This is a genomic window from Frankia umida (assembly GCF_023242945.1).
GTDB lineage: Bacteria > Actinomycetota > Actinomycetes > Frankiales > Frankiaceae > Frankia > Frankia umida.
Map to the genome: position 1 here is coordinate 1 of NZ_JALKFT010000060.1, position 15,836 is coordinate 15,836.

General features: G+C 72.1%; 12 protein-coding genes. 7 read left to right on the top strand and 5 right to left on the bottom strand.

Annotation, left to right across the window (positions count from 1 at the left end; genetic code table 11):
* Positions 1 to 313: 313 nt before the first annotated feature.
* On the bottom strand, positions 314 to 865 hold the full coding sequence (locus MXD59_RS25260) for a nuclear transport factor 2 family protein (protein WP_248827071.1): 552 nt from the start codon (positions 863 to 865) through the stop codon (positions 314 to 316).
* A complete protein-coding gene (locus MXD59_RS25265; RefSeq protein ID WP_248827072.1) occupies positions 856 to 1,344 on the bottom strand; it encodes a hypothetical protein in 489 nt (162 codons plus the stop codon). Before MXD59_RS25265 ends, MXD59_RS25260 begins: the two co-directional genes overlap by 10 nt.
* A gap of 214 nt (positions 1,345 to 1,558) precedes the next feature.
* On the opposite strand from MXD59_RS25265, the gene MXD59_RS25270 reads away from it, so the two are divergent.
* Positions 1,559 to 3,829, top strand: coding sequence for an acyltransferase family protein (locus MXD59_RS25270; protein WP_248827073.1), 2,271 nt, complete (start codon positions 1,559 to 1,561; stop codon positions 3,827 to 3,829).
* 9 nt (positions 3,830 to 3,838) lie between these two features.
* On the opposite strand, the gene MXD59_RS25275 is transcribed toward MXD59_RS25270, so the two are convergent.
* Both MXD59_RS25275 and MXD59_RS25280 read right to left on the bottom strand, forming a co-directional pair.
* The gene (locus tag MXD59_RS25275; RefSeq protein WP_248827074.1) at positions 3,839 to 5,578 is read right to left on the bottom strand and encodes a Dyp-type peroxidase; all 1,740 of its coding nucleotides are present in this window, start codon (positions 5,576 to 5,578) and stop codon (positions 3,839 to 3,841) included.
* The gene (locus tag MXD59_RS25280; protein WP_248827075.1) at positions 5,575 to 6,741 is read right to left on the bottom strand and encodes a DUF8225 domain-containing protein; all 1,167 of its coding nucleotides are present in this window, start codon (positions 6,739 to 6,741) and stop codon (positions 5,575 to 5,577) included. Before MXD59_RS25280 ends, MXD59_RS25275 begins: the two co-directional genes overlap by 4 nt.
* Before the next feature lie 408 nt (positions 6,742 to 7,149).
* On the opposite strand from MXD59_RS25280, the gene MXD59_RS25285 reads away from it, so the two are divergent.
* The 5 genes from MXD59_RS25285 to MXD59_RS25305 all read left to right on the top strand — a co-directional run bounded on the left by MXD59_RS25285 (position 7,150) and on the right by MXD59_RS25305 (position 14,199).
* Positions 7,150 to 8,565, top strand: coding sequence for a hypothetical protein (locus MXD59_RS25285; protein ID WP_248827076.1), 1,416 nt, complete (start codon positions 7,150 to 7,152; stop codon positions 8,563 to 8,565).
* Entirely contained in the window at positions 8,562 to 10,034 is a 1,473-nt protein-coding gene (locus tag MXD59_RS25290; protein WP_248827077.1) for a radical SAM/SPASM domain-containing protein, read from the top strand. Before MXD59_RS25285 ends, MXD59_RS25290 begins: the two co-directional genes overlap by 4 nt.
* Positions 10,035 to 10,062: 28 nt before the next feature.
* The gene (locus MXD59_RS25295) at positions 10,063 to 11,781 is read left to right on the top strand and encodes a ferritin-like domain-containing protein (protein WP_248827078.1); all 1,719 of its coding nucleotides are present in this window, start codon (positions 10,063 to 10,065) and stop codon (positions 11,779 to 11,781) included.
* On the top strand, positions 11,778 to 13,022 hold the full coding sequence (locus tag MXD59_RS25300; protein ID WP_248827079.1) for an NAD(P)/FAD-dependent oxidoreductase: 1,245 nt from the start codon (positions 11,778 to 11,780) through the stop codon (positions 13,020 to 13,022). Before MXD59_RS25295 ends, MXD59_RS25300 begins: the two co-directional genes overlap by 4 nt.
* Positions 13,023 to 13,203: 181 nt before the next feature.
* Positions 13,204 to 14,199, top strand: a complete 996-nt coding sequence (locus tag MXD59_RS25305) for an aldo/keto reductase (RefSeq protein ID WP_248827080.1) — start codon at positions 13,204 to 13,206, stop codon at positions 14,197 to 14,199.
* A gap of 111 nt (positions 14,200 to 14,310) precedes the next feature.
* Here MXD59_RS25305 and MXD59_RS25310 read toward each other — a convergent pair whose 3' ends face one another.
* A complete protein-coding gene (locus MXD59_RS25310; RefSeq protein WP_248827081.1) occupies positions 14,311 to 14,781 on the bottom strand; it encodes a winged helix-turn-helix transcriptional regulator in 471 nt (156 codons plus the stop codon).
* Between the two features lie 82 nt (positions 14,782 to 14,863).
* Between MXD59_RS25310 and MXD59_RS25315 the strand changes: the two genes are divergently transcribed.
* Positions 14,864 to 15,718, top strand: coding sequence for an enoyl-CoA hydratase/isomerase family protein (locus tag MXD59_RS25315; RefSeq protein ID WP_248827082.1), 855 nt, complete (start codon positions 14,864 to 14,866; stop codon positions 15,716 to 15,718).
* Positions 15,719 to 15,836: the final 118 nt, after the last annotated feature.

Genomic DNA, 15,836 nt, shown 5'->3' on the forward strand with positions numbered 1-15,836 from the left:
GCAAAACTCAACATCGAAAACAGCGGGCGGTCCTCACGGGACCTCACACGCCCAGCAGGCGAAAGATCGAGGCTAGACCGCGACGAGGGCTTTGTCCATGGTCCCGCTTTTGGTCGGCCAAAGGCAGTCGAGGTTTGTTGTTGCTTTGTGTCTCGAATATTTCTGTGGTCGCGGGTGTCTGGTCCGCCGGGGTGGATCAGGGCATGATGTGGCCGCGGAGTGCCGCTATTCCTGGTGGGAAAAGCCATGCCGATGGCCGGTTCCTCGACGGTCGGTCCGCCTCCCGACCTGGGGACGCGGCTCGGCCGGGATGTCAGTTCCCCGGGGCGAGCCACGTGGCTGTGGACAGGGTGCGCGTCGACGGGCCGTCGGGATCGTCCGCGGGCCGGTCGCCGCGGCTGACGGCCCGCTCGGCGATCCGCCAGCCTCGCGGGACGCGGACCACGGTGTCCTGGTAGTCGCCGGAGCCGGCCGTGCCGTCACCGCGGATGATCAGGTATTTCGCCCACACCCGCAGCGTGTCGTCGTCGATCCGGTGGACGACGATGTCGGTGGTGTGGTGCGGGAACATCACCCGGTCGGCGGGGAATCCGTCGAGAATCCGGTCCAGCGGGACCCCGGCGAGCGTCGCGTCGTCGGTGTACGCCGCCGGTGTGGTCGCGGCCGCGGCGTTGTCGAACAGGTGCGCATGGCGGGCGAGCAGTTCGCTGACCTCGGCGTAGGTCGCCGCGTCGACCGGCACGATCCGCACCTGCGCGACTGTGGAGCCCACGACGCTCGGCTGATCCTGCGCGTGCGGGTCCGGGGTGTTCGGGCCCGGGGTGTTCGGGCTCGGGGTGTGCGCGGCGGAGGCGTCTACGCCCATGGAGCGGTCCCGTCGGTGATGACGGCTGGTCCGCCGTGGCGCGGATGCACGGTCCGCGTGGCCACCCGCCAGCCGTCGGCTGTCTCGACGAGGCTGTCGACGGCGTCGGCACTCGCGACGCTGCCGTCACCGGCGATCGTCAGCAGCCGGCTCCACGCGGCCAGGCCACCGGGAACCCGCTTCACCTCGGTGTTGACGGTGTGATGGGCGGGGGAGGCGGTGACCGGGTCGAGGCCCGGCGGGTCGAGGAACACCTGGGCCAGCAGACTCGCGTCGCCGGTGTCGATCACATGGCCGTAACGCGCCAGGACCTGCACCACCGCGGCGGTCTGTTCGCCGGTCGCGTCCGGTAGCGCCGCGAACGCGGTGTACGTCCGCGGCAGGCTGTGCTGACGCACCCGGACGTCGGCGTGGTCGCGCACACCGCCGGGCGGATGGCCGCCGGCGCGCAGATGTCCCGCGATGTGATCTGTCGTCATGGCCGGCACGTTAATCGGCCCGGCGGGCTCCGCGCTGCTTTTGTTACCGAAATACTGCTGTCGCGGGTGATCGTGCTCTCCGGTCATCCATCCGGAGAACCCGACGATTCTGGCTTTCTTCTTTGTCGCCGTCGGGTGTGGCCGAACCGACCGCTCGAGTTGGCGGCGGGGAAGCGGCGCGCGACTATCGCCGGGTGCGACCTGGCTGTCCGACGTGATCGAAAGATGTCCGCGCGGGCACCGGTCGGGGGGCGAGGAGCGGTACTTCCGGTCGGACATCGAGGGCCTGCGCGCGGTCGCGGTGCTCCTGGTCGTTCTCGATCACGCGGCTCTGGGTGTTCCCGGCGGATTCGTGGGTGTCGACGTCTTCTTCGTGATCTCCGGTTTCCTCATCACCCGGCAACTGCAACGGGAACGGGCGAGAACCGGTCGGATATCGCTGCCGCGCTTCTACGCACGCCGGGCACGGCGCATCATCCCCGCGGCCGCCCTGGTGGTCGTCGTGACGACCCTCGCGTCATGTATCTGGCTGTCGCCGCTGCGGCTGCAGGTCATCGCCCGCGAGGGGATATGGGCGATTCTCTCGGTCATCAACCTCGTGTTCGCCCGCGAGGCGACCGACTACTTCCATGCCGGCGGCGCACCGTCTCCGTTCCTGCACTTCTGGTCGCTGGCGGTGGAGGAACAGGTCTACCTCGTCTGGCCGGTGCTGATCGCCGTCGCCGTCGCCGCACCGGTCCGTCTGCGCGCCCTGGTCCGTCTGCGTGCCCTGGCCCGGCGGCGGGCGGCGGACGAGACCGGACGGGCACATCCGCGCACCGCGGATCGAGCGTTGCTCCTCGTCTTCCTCGCCGTCGCCGCGAGCTCGTTCACGCTCAACGTGATCGTCACCGGGCGGTCGGCGCCGTGGGCGTACTTCGGCGGACACACCCGGATCTGGGAGCCCGCGGTGGGCGCGGTGGTCGCGATCTGCGGGCAGGGCCGTGGGCGGCCGCGTCCGGTGCTGGCATCGCTGCTGACCTGGGTGGGTCTGGCCGGGATTCTCACCGCCGCCCTCCTGCTGGACGGGGGCGTGCCCTACCCGGGTGTCGCCGCGTCGCTGCCCGTGCTCGCCACCGCCTGCGTCATCGCCGGTGGTGGCGCCGCCGCGACGCACGGCGCCGGGCTGGTGCTCGACCGGGCACCGCTGCGGCTGCTCGGCCGGCTCAGCTACTGCTGGTATCTCTGGCACTGGCCGCTGCTGCAGATCTGGGCGCAGGCGGGCGACCGACCGCTGTCCACCGCCCAGCGGTCGGCGGCCGCCGTGGCGTCGCTGCTGCTCGCCGCGCTCACCTCCCGGCTGGTGGAGAGACCGGCCCGGTCCCGGCCGGTGCTGGTCCGCCGCCCGCTGCTGGGTCTTGGCTTCGGCGCGTCATGCGTGGCGGCGGCCGGTACGACCTCGATCCTGGCCGCCGCCCTGGTCACGGTGCCGGCAGCGACCGTCGCGGCACCGGCGCGTCCGCTGGGAAGCCCGGCGGTCGCACCGACGGCGGCCGCCGAGAGCGTGCTGCGGGCGGCGCTGGTCAGGCTGTCGGCGGAGTCCGGCTTCGACGGGGTCACGGCGGGCCCGCTCACCTCGTTGCTGCGGCGTGCGCTTCGGGTCGACCGGCTGCCCTCGGACCTCACCCCCACCCTGGACGGTGCGCGGGACGACCACCAGGCGAACCGGTGCCTCGCGATGTTCGCGCAGACCGCGCCGACCGGCTGTGTCGTCGGGGATCCGTCCGGGTCGAGGACGGTCGTGCTGTTCGGCGACTCGCACGCCAGCCAGTGGTCCGCGCCGCTGGACGCCGTCGGGGCGCAACGGCACTGGCGGGTCGTCCTGTTCGCCAAGGCCGACTGCCCGCCGGCGCCGTATCCGGACTACTTCGAGGACGCTCTCGGCCGCACGTACACCGAGTGTGACACCTGGCGGGCCGCCGTCCTGCGAAAGATCGTCCAGCTGCGGCCGAACCTGGTCGTGGTCGGCTCGCAGGCACGCGCCCAGGTGGCTGGTCAGGGCCCGGCGGCGATGACCGGGCTGATGCGGGACCTGCGCGCGACCGGTGCCGGCGTCGCCTTCCTGCGGGACACCCCGTTCCCCGGGTTCAACGTCCTGGACTGTCTGGCCCGGCATCCGTCGAAGATCTCGGCGTGCGCGGTGTCGATCGCGGCGTCGAGACTGACCTCGGCGGCCCGGGAGATCGACAACCGTGGGGCTCGCGACGGTGGCGCGCTGCTCATCGACCCGACCGGCTGGCTGTGCACCGCCGACGGCTGCCCGCTGGTCGTCGGGAACACGCTCGTCTACCGCGACTGGAGCCACCTCTCGGACACCTACGCGCGGCTGCTCGCCCCCTATCTCGGACCAGCGCTGGCCGCCGCGCTGCACAGCGCCCCCACCCTGGCGTCCGCGCGCCACGTCGGCGACCACATACGTCCCGTCGAGCACGAGTCGGTGCGATAGGCGGACGTGTCAGGCGGGAGGCTGGGCGAGGGCGCGCAGGGCGGAGATGGACGGGGCGAAGAAGTATCCGCCGCCCGTCGGTGTGATCCACTCCGTCGCCGTGGTGATCTCCACGGGATCGCCGGCCGCGTCGAGGAGGTAGGTGACGCGTCGCCGTCCGGGGGCCGCCGCGGCCTGACCCAGGATGAGGTCGTGGCCGCCGGGGTCCGCGGAGGGCCGGTTGGTGCGGTTCACCCAGTTCTGCGAGACGAACTCGAACTGGTCCTCGATGGAGGCCTGGTAGGAGGCGAAGAGCAGGCCGCGGTCCACCTCGTCGTCGACCGTGGTCGTCAGCGGCGGGCCGAAGGGCAGCCCGCGGCGCAGGAGGCGCCGGTGCAGGGTGGTGCGTGCACCACCGAGGTCGGTGGCCTGGTCCCTCGGGTTGACCTTGCGGATGTGGGCGGCATGCGCGCACAGACGCCCCTGCGGGTCCGCGATCGTCGCCGGGAAGCGGTCGGGCGGATGCACACCCGGCCGCAGCGGGCAGGCCGGTTCCGCCGTCAGGTAGGAGAAGTCGTTGACGGCGAAGTCGTCGGCGCCCAGAGCCGGGTCGTCCGTCAGCGGCGTGCGTACCAGCGGCGCCCCGCTGGGCCAGCGGCCCACGAGCAGGGCGGCGAGCCGGTCCGCGGTGAGATCGGGGAAGGTACCGTCGCGGCGCAGTCGGGCCGCGGTCTCGTCCAGGAACGAGGTGAACGCGGCCACGTCCTGCCGTAGACGTCGGATGACCAGGTAGGAGCCGTCGCGGGCCCAGGCGGGTCCGGCGACCGCACCGGGCAGCGGGTCGAACTCGTCGCGCGGTGGCAGTGGCTGGCGGGGCAGGCCGAGTACGAACTCGCCCGGCCAGACCAGCCGTTCGCCGGGGCGGCCGAAGAACCGGGAGCGGGGGTCGCCGGGGGCGATGACCCGGGGGACGAGGTAGTCGTCCGGACCATCGCCCAGCCGGCCGCGCGGACCCGGCTGGGACACCCCGTCCCGGAAGCCGAAGTGCTCGTGACCGGGCAGGTCCGGCCGGGCCGCGCAGCGCTGCTCGAAGACCACGGCGAAACCGGACGGGGCGCCGTCGTGCGGGCGGGTGGCGATGTCGCTCACCCAGGCGGCGGTCGCCGTCAGGTCCGCCGGACTGTCACCGGCGACGATGACGACGGCGTCGACCGGATTCGTCGGCCCGCCGACACGCCAGTTGCCCGGATGACCGGCCAAGGCGGGGTCGGTCGGGTCGCCCAGCAACGCCGACCGGGCGGCCAGCCCCAGCCGGAACGCGTCGTCGTCGAACTGACGCACCGCCTCCTCGCCGACGAGCGCGGCCAGCCCGGTCGCGGTGAAGGCGATGTTCAGCCAGGTGGCGCTCAGCGATCCACGGACCTCGCCCCGGCGCCGGCGCACCGACCGGAACAGACGGTTGAACCGGGCGACGTCGGCCAGCGGGCTGACCCGCCCCAGCAGCGCTGTCAGCGCCCGGCGCGCACCGGACGTGTCGGTGATGCGCAGGAACAGGTAGACGGCGTTGTCCTTGCGGAAACCGGCGAGGACGTCACCCTGGATCTCGTGCGCGGCGAGCACCGGCTCGACGGCCACGTGGCCTGTTTCCGCGGCGCCGGCCGGCCTGGTCGCACCGGCCGAGCTGGCCAGGCTGGTCGCACCGGTCGGGCTGGTCGGGTTGGTCGGGTTGGTCGGGCCGGTCGCACCGGGGGGACGCGTGGGTGCGCTCACCGAAGCCGGGTTCCCGGCTCGACGGGTTCGGTCTCGGTAGCGGCCAGGGCGGCGGGCGGTGGGGGCGAGGCCGCCTCGCAGGGCCGCGCGGGCCGGGTGTGCCGGCCACGTTCGGCCGCGATCCCGGTGAGCTTCATCGTCACATGCTCGGCGATCTGCCCGGCGTACTCGATCGGTTCGCCGCCGATACGGATGTCGCCCAGCACGAAACCCTCGCTGGCCGGAACCTCGTAACGCACCCGCACGGCCGCGTCACCCGAACCGCGCAGCACACGCCAGTAGTCGCCCACCGGGGCGCCGTCGGGCCTGGACCAGCCGGTGGTGTCGAGCGAGTCGATGTAGAGGCCCACCGGGGCGAGCAGGGACACCCGGGCACCGAGCCGGGCGAGGCCGTTGACCGCCGCGCCGATCGTCGGGTCACTGGCCCGGGTCGCCACGCCGTAGCGTGCGCATCCGATCAGTTCGTCGGCGTCGGTGAGGACCTGGCCGCCCCGCTGGCGGGTCACCGTCGCGTCCGCGGCGAGGAAGATCTCGGCCTGCAACGAGTTGCTCGGATGGGTCAGGTGCATCGCGCCGGATTCGGTGTTCCACCGGTTCCACGGGTCGTAGCGGCCACGGAGCAGCAGGTCCTCACGCCGCACCCGCGGGCTGACGTAACGCCGGTACAGCTCGAGCACCTTCGCGATACTGCCCCGGGCCGTGGGCGCGCCGGGCCCGGGGCGGACACCGTCCGGGTAGCCGTGCGCCAACGCGGTCCAGTACTCCGGCCCCTCGCAGGTGAAGTCGACGGCGAGGAGGCGGCCGTCGACATCGCGGGTGGCGTGCCACTCGAGATATTCGTCCTGGGGGCGGAAACGCACCCGGCGGGTGCCGACCACACCTTCCAGCAGCTGCTCGGCCTCCTTGTGGGCCTGGGCTTCGCTCGCGCCGTCGAGCAGGCTCCTGGGAAAACCGGTCCAGCTTATGACGTGCCTGGTGACCGGGGCTGCCGGATCGATGCGGGCCGGATTGAAGAACTGGCTGTTGCCGCGGCCGACGGACTGTTCGGTTCTGGCGACCGCCTGGTCGAAGAAAACCGACATAGCGGTGTGCCAGGCGGCTTTCTGGCCAGGTATGGCGGTGAAGTCATCGAGACCGCCGGGGGGTCCGAACACGACTGGCACCTGCGTCTCCCATCTGGTCGGAAGCTCTTGGGGGGCAGGCGGATCCTCGCATGGGAGAGGGGGTCTCGGCGGCGGGAAACGCTCACTGTCCGTCGGACGACAGCCGCCCGCGTGGCGGCATCCACGGGATGGTGTTCGGTGGCATCAGTGTGATAGATCTGAGCGCGGAAGAACCACCATACTGTCATCCGGGCCGAGATGGCCTGGATCGCCGTACGTGGTCGGGACGATGACGCGCGGGATGAATCGGACAATGCCATCGTGGTGAGTTCGGGGAATCTCCGGTGAACGCCGACGGATAACCGGAGGCGACTCCGTCGGCGGATTCCCGGAGTCCCGGTCCGAAGGGATGTGCGCGGCAGCGGGAAACGCCGGCGCGCGGGCGTGGCAGAAGAACAGGAGACCCGGGTGATCGATCGACTGTGGCTGTACCCGCCGCTCGCCTACGGACGGCTGGGCCCGTCGCCCACCCCGTGTGACAACTACCGCTGGGGTCCGAACGACCTGTCGTCGCGGGGGACCGGGCGTACGACGGTCCAGCCGGCCGAGACCCTGGAGGTCGCCGAGGACGGCACGGTCACTGTCCGGCGGCCCGCGGCGGTGACGTTCAAGGACGCCGCGGGTTTCCGTCCGGTGTGCCCGTTCTTCGAACTGCACGGCGCCTGGACGGTCGACGGTGTGGCCCAGGAGGGGCCGATCACTGTCGAGGTCCTCGCCGCCGCCGGCCTCGCGCTCGCCGATGTGCGCTGGGAGGTCGAGGTCGCCAACCTCAAGGCGCACCACTACACCCAGGTCGACGACGACCGGATCGTCGCGACGGTGAGCATCGCCGGGGACGACACCGGGCGCCGTCCACTGGAGGGACGCTCGCCGGCGGGGGCCGCGGCGCCGCTGGTGCCCGCCGACAGCCGCGTCCCGCTCGGCAGTGTGCAGCTGACCAGTCCGGACGCCGCGCTGCCGGAACTGCGCCTGCGGTTCACCCCGGCGGTCGGCGCGGTGTACGGGCCGACGGACCTCCCGGCGCGCACCACCGAGTACGTGCTGCCCGCGGACCGGCTGGTCCTGAACCCGCGGTCGAGCTGGGTCGGCTTCGCGCTCAGCGGAGACGACCCACGCACCAACCCGCGCGAGCTGTTCGCGGGTGCGGAGGGCAACTCCGGTCTCGGTCTCGTCGACGATGTCTGCGACGGCACGGTGCGGGTCGTCCTGCCCGCGGGGCCGGACCGGCCGGCCGGGTTGAGCGCCACGGCCCGCATCGTCGTCGGACCGCCGGACTTCGCACCCGACCAGCGCCCGTTCACCTCGGCCGCGGACGGCCTGACCGACCGGGTCCGGCGCGCCGACGTCCTCGACCCCGCCTACGTGGCGGACACCGACCGCACCACGCTGGAGGTCCGCGACCTGTTCGAGCGCGTCCTCGAGACGGTGAGCACGGTCAACGTCGACGCCCAGAACGACCGCGCCCGGTTCGAGAACCAGGTGATCGCCCGCGGCCGAGGGGAGCCGATCGAGGCGGCCCGGGACCGGGCGTTCCCGCCCGCCGAGCCGCTGACCGAGCATCCGTTCCCGCTGACCGACGCGGCACGGGCGCGCCACCGCCGGTTTCTGGCCCTGGAGGTGTTGGAGGACCTGCTGCGGGAGCGACCCGACCTGCTGCCCACGGTCGTGCGCGAACCGGCGACCAGCGAGCGCTACTACGACCGCCGGATGCCGGCGCTGATGCGCGGCTCCGACGGTCATCCCATGCATCTCACCCGGCGGCAGTACGACCTGCTCCGGGCCTGGAGCACCGCGCTGCGGCGGGATATCGAGGCGGGCACGTGAGCGTCCTGCTGCAGATCGGCCGCCGCCCCCCGCAGTGGCCCCCGGCGTCCGCCGCGGACGGACACCCCGAACCGGGCGACCAGCACGCGCCGAACGCGGCGCCGGGTGCCGCCGCCGAGGCCCACCTGTTCCACAGCGCGCACGGGGCGCATCTGTTCGTGGTGGACGGCAGCCGGGTCTACGACCTGCCCGGCGAGGTCGAGGAGCAGGTGCGATCCTGGCTGGACCCGGGCGGGGTGACCGGGCTCGCTCCCGGTCCGCTCGCTGATCTGGGGCTTGTGCCCGGCACGTCCAGACGTATCGACGGCCGTCCCCTCGACCCGCCACCGCTGTCAGCGCTGTCGCTGAACGTCATGCAGGCGTGCAACATGTCGTGCGCCTACTGCTACGCGGACGAGGGACGCTTCGGCGGCTCGGCCCGGGTGATGCACCGCGAGGTCGCCTTCGCCGCGGTCGACCGGCTGCTCGCCGAGTCGCGGCCGGGCGCCGATGTGGTCGTCGGGTTCATGGGCGGCGAACCGCTGCTGGCCGCGGACCTCGTCGGCGAGGTCACCGCCTACGCGGCCCGGGCGGCCCCGGCCGTCGGGCGTCGGGTGCGGTTCTCCCTCACCACGAACCTGACCGAGCTGCGCCCCGCGGACGCCCGGCTGCTGGCCGACCACCCGTTCGCCGTCTCGGTGAGTCTCGACGGCGACCGGGAGCGCAACGACGCGCTGCGCCGGCTGCCCGGCGGGGCCAGCTCCTACGACCGGGTGCGCGCGGGCCTCGACGTGTTCGCGCGGCACGGGCGTCCCCGTCATCTCGCCGCCCGGGTCACCGTCACCCCGACGGGCGGTCGGCTGCTCGACGTCCTGGACCACGTGATCGGCCTCGGGTTCGACGAGGTCGGGTTCGCCGCGGTCGTCGCGTCGCCGGACCCGACGCTCGAGTTCACCGGGTCGCGGTTCGAGACGTTCCTCGAGTACATGGTCGAGTGCGGTGAGATGGCGCTGCGTGAGCTGGTCGCCGGCCGGCGGTACCCGTTCGGCAACTTCGAGACGGCGCTGGCGCAGATCCACCGGGGCAGCCACCGTCCCTACCCGTGCGGGGCGGGCGCGGGGTATCTCAGCGCGGCCGCGAACGGCGATCTGTTCGCCTGCCACCGCCTCGTCGACGACCCCGACTTCGCGATGGGCTCGGTGACGGCCGGCCCGGACCACACGGCCCGGGCCGCGCACCTGGCCCGCGGCCATGTCGACCGGATGAGCCCGTGCCGGTCGTGCTGGGCCCGGTACCTGTGCGGCGGCGGCTGCTACCACGAGGTCGCCCGGCGCGGGCGGCCCGGATGCGACTACATCCGCGGCTGGCTCGACTTCTGCCTGCGGGCCTACGTGGAGCTGTCGGCGGCGCGCCCCGACTACTTCGCGGGGCTTTCGGCGACGCCGGCGCCCGGCGGCAGCGGCAGTGATCCGACGACCGTCGCCCGCTGACGGCGGTGCGTGAGCAAAGGAGCGGACCATGGCGGATCCCGTGACCGGGCCACCGGCGGGGAAGATCTTCCCCCGAAACCTGACGGCGCGGGCGGACCACGTCGTGCGCGGCAACCCGGCGGCCTCCCGTCCCGAGAGCGGCGTCGACAACTGCTTTCCGGGACTGGAGTTCGACCAGCGCAACCTGGACAAGGCGTTCTTCCCCGGGCTGACCTTCGAGTTCCAGCGCCCCGACGGCGCGGCGCTGCGCGCCGTCGGGGCCACCGGCATCGCCGCCGAACGTGGCCTGACCGACGCGGACCTGCCCCTGCACCTGTGGGCAGTCTGCGGGCGCACGACCGTCGACCAGGCCGAGGCCGACATCCCGACGTTCAGCTGCACGAACCTCGGTGGTCTCGACGTCTGGCGGGTGGTGCACGACCTGATGCCGGGACGGATCGCGATCCTGCTCGGCCCGGCACCCGGCGTCTCCTCGCCCGGCGCCGGCGCTGTGGACGGTCCGCTCAACGATTTCCGCCGTGGCGAGCGCAGCGTCGTGCAGCGTGACCCGGACGGCACGGTGCTGGCGGTGCTGGTCGCTGACCGCGCCCGCTACCTCGACGCCGAGGGCGTCATCGACCCGGAGGTCTACCTGCCCGGCGAACTGACCCGCAGCCTGTGCGCGCCATGGCAGTACGACTTCCGGGACTGCGGCTGCTTCTACTGGGCGGCGGCCAAACCCGACGTCGTCACCAGCGCGGACGGGCAGGTGCCCTACGTCAACTTCCAACGGGCCGACCGCACCGGTGTCCCGCCGCCCGCGGACCTGCCGACCGCGGGCGGGCGCCGCGAGCAGGAGCTGGACTACCCCGCCATGCTCCACGCCTGGAACGACCTGGCCGTGGTGCTGGGCGGCCAGGAGAGCGCCGGGGTCGCCCCGCCACCGCCACCGGGGCCGACCGCCGACGGGCTGACCCGCAGGCAGGTACGTGACGAGCTGAACTACCTGGCCACCGTCGAACACGCCCTCTCGGTGGAGTACCTTTTCGCCCACTACTCACTCGACGTGCCCCGACAGCTGCCGGACGACGCCGACGAGCGGACCCGCCGGGTGCACGCCGCGGCCACCGAGGTCTTCTCCATCGCCGTCGACGAGATGCGCCACCTGCGCTGGGTCAACGAGGCGCTCGCCCTGCTCGGTCAACCACCCAACGTCGGACGGGCCACCCGCATCCACCGCCAGCTCGACCGGCCGTTCCGACTCGAACCACTCACCCCGGCGCAGCTGGACTGGTTCATCGACGTCGAACGGCCGAGCCAGGGCACGGCCTCCGGCGTCGACGGAATGTACGTGCGGCTGCTGACCACGATCGACCGTCGGCCCGACCTCTTCGCCGAGCGGGACCGGCTCGTCCACCTCCTCAAACTGATCATCGACGAGGGGGGTGCGCACTTCCACCGGTTCACCCTGGTCAAGGGGCACCTGGCCGGGCTCGAGCCGGCGAGCTACCTGCGCACGCTGCGGGCGAAACCGGTCGACGCGCTCACCGCGGGCCTGGCCGATCTCAGCGACCAGAACTACGCCCTGCTGCTCGACGCCCTTCAGGTGACCTTCGCCCTCGGCGACCGGGCTGGCGGCCAGCTGCTCGAACAGGCTCGCCGGGCGATGGTCAACCTGCACGAGACGAACCACACGCTCGCCGCGCACGGTGTGCGGCCGCGCTTCGCGCTGCCGGCCGGGCCACCACCACCGCGGCCGCAGGGGTGACCGACGCCGTCGTCGCCGGGGCCGGGCTGGCCGGACTGACCTGCGCCTACCTGCTCGCCGGGCAGGACCGGCGTGTTCTTGTCACCGGCTGGGAACCGGGACGGGCGGCTCCACCGGCGCGTTGGCTGGTGCTCAACGAGCTGACCACCGCCCTGCTGCGGGAGATCTGGGACGGCGGGGACGACCTGTTCGACGGCGCCTGGCCGATCCGGCGCCGGCACGTCCACTGGGGTGACTCCAGGACCGACCAGCCTCTGGAGCAGCCGGCGTTGGCCGTCGACGGGACCCAGCTGGCCCAGCGGCTGGGCGTACGCCTGACCGAGGTTCATCCGGATCTGGTCCGGTTCACCGCGGCCGACACCGTACCGCCGGTCACCGGGTGGCTGGTCGCCGCCGGTCACCCGACCACAGGTCAGACCGGAGTGGCCGGTCAGGCCGGTGTGGCCGGGGCTGCCGGGGCCCGTCCGATCGACATCGGACGGCGAACGATGATCAGTGCACAGGTGCGGCTGGCGGCAGCCGAGTCGATCACCGGCAGTCACCTGGTGACCACCGGCCCGGCCTGGATCTTCCTTGCGCCGGTCGGGCCTGGGCGGGCACTGGTGCAGGCCATGGTGCCCGGGCCCGTCGCCGACCCGGTGCCGTTGCTGCGCCGGCTCCTGGCCGACACCGAGCTGGGACATCGGCTCGCGGCAGCGCCCACGGCGGCCGTCGTCGTGCCGGCGGCGCCCCGGTTGCGCCGACCGCTGTGCGGACCGGGGTGGTTCTCGGTGGGCGACGGCGCCGTCCGGTTCGACCCGCTGTGCGGTTCGGGAAGCACGCAGGCCATCCGGACGGCGGTCCTCACCGCGGCGGCCATCGATGCCATCGACCGTGGTGTCGACGAGCATGATGTCCGCGCGCATGTCACCGACCGGGTCCTGACCGCGTTCGCCGAGCACGTTCGCACCTGCCTGGGCCTGTACATGTCCGCTCTGGCCAGCGACGATCCGGGTGGTACGGGAACAGCCCGGGTCGATCGGCGCGTAGGCCTGGACCCACTGGCCTGGCGGGACGAGATCGACCTGATGGCCGCGGGCCTGCGCCGGTTCGGCCCGGCCACGGGTTCCTCCTCGAGGTTCACCCTGACCGGCCCGCTACCCGGGTGGCGGTTGGTGCCACACGTCCAGCGGAACGCACCTATGCCGAACGGTCCCCACTGGGCAGCGCCATCGGCGTCAGCGTCCCCTCCGAGGTGGTGACCCTGATCGCCCCGCTCGAGGCGGACGCCGATGACCCGCCGACCTCCGCGGTCGGAGTTCCTTCGGGTCGGGAGACGCGGGGATTGACCTGGAGTGTGCTCGAAGGTGAAGACTGGGATGGTGTGGTGCCGGCCCGGCCCTGGCGTCGGCTGATTCCTTATCGGAGAGGATGTCGTCCAGGATGCAGTTCACCCAGCTTGGTCGTTCTGGTCTGTCCGTGTCGCGTCTGTGTCTGGGCACGATGAACTTCGGTCCGTTGACCAGTGAGGCTGATGCTCACACGATCATGGATGCGGCGCACGGGTACGGCATCAACTTCTTCGACACGGCCAACGCCTATGGTCTGCGTTCGGCTGGCACGTCGGGTCAGGGTGAGGGTCGGGGTTACACCGAGTCGATTATCGGTCGGTGGTTCGGGCAGGGTAGTGGGCGCCGGGAGCGCACGGTGTTGGCCACCAAGGTCTTCGGGGCGATGGGGGAGTGGCCGAACGAGGGTCGGCTCTCGGCGTTGAACATCCGCCGGGCGCTGGACGCGAGCCTGGCCCGGTTGCAGACCGAGTACATCGACCTGTACCAGTTCCACCATGTCGATCGCGCCACGCCGTGGGATGAGATCTGGCAGGCCATCGATGTCGCGGTCACGGCCGGCAAGATTCTTTATGTCGGTAGCAGTAACTTCGCGGGTTGGCACATCGCGCAGGCGCAGGCCGCCGCGGCGAGCCGGGGGACGTTCGGTCTGGTCAGCGAGCAGCCGATCTACAACCTGCTCACCCGGGAGATCGAGCTGGAGGTGCTGCCCGCCGCCGCGCACTATGGTGTGGGTCTGCTGCCGTGGTCGCCGTTGCAGGGCGGGCTGCTCGGTGGTGTGGTGCGCAGGGAGCGTGCGGGGCGTCGGCGCCTCGAGGGTCGCGCCGCGCAGACCCTGGCGGCCAAGCGGCCGCAGATCGAGGCCTTCGAGGACTTCGCCGCCGAGCTCGGCCACGAGCCCGGGGACGTCGCGCTCGCCTGGCTGCTGCACCAGCCGGCGGTCACCGCGCCGATCGTCGGCCCACGCGTCCAGCAGCAGCTGGACGACGCCGTCCGGGCGCTCGAGGTCGCGCTGGACGACAAGGCGCTCGCCCGCCTCAACGAGATCTTCCCGGGCTACCGGACCGCCCCCGAACACTTCGCCTGGTAGCGCACCGCATCCGCCGCGTCCGCCGCGTCGTTGCGGGGCGGGGCTGAGCGCGCCCGCGTGACGGCGCGACGCGGGCGCGATCACCTCGCCGAGGAGCCGCACCGGCCGTGGCTAGTGGTCGGGCAGGACGCGCAGGCAGTCCCCGGGGCGCACGATGAGGTCGGACGGGGCGCAGGTGGGACTGTCGAAGGGGACGATGGCCGCGATCACCGGCTTGCCGGAGGCCGCGTCGACCAGGTGCACGGGGGCGCCGGCGCCGTCGTCGCGATGGCGATCGCCCCACTGCATGAGGCCGACGATGACGGGATACAGATCCCACGCCTTGGCGGCGGGGTGGTACTCGTGGCGTTCGCGGTCGCCCTCCTCGCGGTAGGGCACGCGCTCGAGGAGCCCGTCGCGGGTCATGCTCCGCAGGCGCTGGCTGAGCACGGACGGTGAGACGCCCAGATGTCGTTGGAAGTCCTCGAAGCGACGTACTCCGTTGAACGCCTCGCGCAGGACGACGATGGTCCATCGCGATCCCACGACCTCGAGCGCCTTCGCGATGGAGCAATTGTCAAGATCGACATCTGTCCATTCCACGCGGGCCATCGTACCCCCTGACTTCTGATCGAGAAGTGAGCTAGTCTCCTGGCTAGGAAAATCGAAGTCAGGGGAGTCGCGGATGGGCTACGACACGTACGAGACGCTCACGGTCAGGCGGGAGGCGGGGGTCGCGTTCGTCGTCTTCGACCACCCACCGCTCAACCTGTTCGACGAGGCGCTGATCGCCGATCTCGACCGTTTCCACACCGAGGTGCGAGCCGACGACACGGTGCGGGTCATCGTGTTCGAAAGCGCCAACCCGGAGTTCTACCTGGGGCACGGCGACATGCGTCTGGTCGTCGACCCGGCGGTGGCGCAGGGTTTCCTGGCGGGCCCCGGGCCGGGCCTGCTCGCGCGTTACCGGAGCCTGGAGCAGGTCACCATCGCCAAGGTCGCCGGGAGCGTGCGCGGTAGCGGCCACGAGTTCCTGCTGACCTTGGACATGCGCTTCGCTGCCAGCGGGCAGGCGTGGTTCGGGCAACCCGAGGTGAGCCTGGGCATCCTGCCCGGCGGGGGCGGCACCCAGCTGCTGCCACGCCTGCTCGGCCGTTCCCGCGCCCTGGAGATGATTCTGGGCTCGGACCTTCTCGACGCCGCGACCGCACAGCGATACGGCCTGGTCAACCGGGCCCTGCCGGCAGCGGAACTCGACGGTTTCGTCGAGCGGCTGGCGCTGCGGATCGCCTCGCACCCCTGGCCCGCCGTCGCCGCGGCCAGGAAGGCGGTGGACGCCGCCGCGGTGCTGCCCCTCGCCGACGGGCTCACGGCCGAGGGTGAACTGCTCTGGCCGCTGTTCACCGGCCCGGCCGCCACCGAGCGGTTCACCGTCGCCCTGGCCGCCGGCGCGCAGACCAGAGCCGGTGAACTCGACCTCGAGGGCCTGATCGACGAGCGGTTCGGGCCGACCACGGCCGGGGGAGTCAGGGCGTCCTGACGATGACCGGGAAACGTAGCGCGCGGGCCCCGTCCTTCAGTGCGGGGTTAGCGCGTCAACTCGGCTGCCAGAATGACCGGGGAATCGTGTATTCTGTCAGGTGTGGGAAGTCGGGTGG

Coding starts and splice junctions, on each gene's coding strand:
- MXD59_RS25260 (WP_248827071.1), bottom strand. CDS start 865: ATGGGCGTAGACGCCTCCGCCGCGCACACCCCGAGCCCGAACACCCCG.
- MXD59_RS25265 (WP_248827072.1), bottom strand. CDS start 1,344: ATGACGACAGATCACATCGCGGGACATCTGCGCGCCGGCGGCCATCCG.
- MXD59_RS25295 (WP_248827078.1), top strand. CDS start 10,063: ATGGCGGATCCCGTGACCGGGCCACCGGCGGGGAAGATCTTCCCCCGA.
- MXD59_RS25305 (WP_248827080.1), top strand. CDS start 13,204: ATGCAGTTCACCCAGCTTGGTCGTTCTGGTCTGTCCGTGTCGCGTCTG.
- MXD59_RS25315 (WP_248827082.1), top strand. CDS start 14,864: ATGGGCTACGACACGTACGAGACGCTCACGGTCAGGCGGGAGGCGGGG.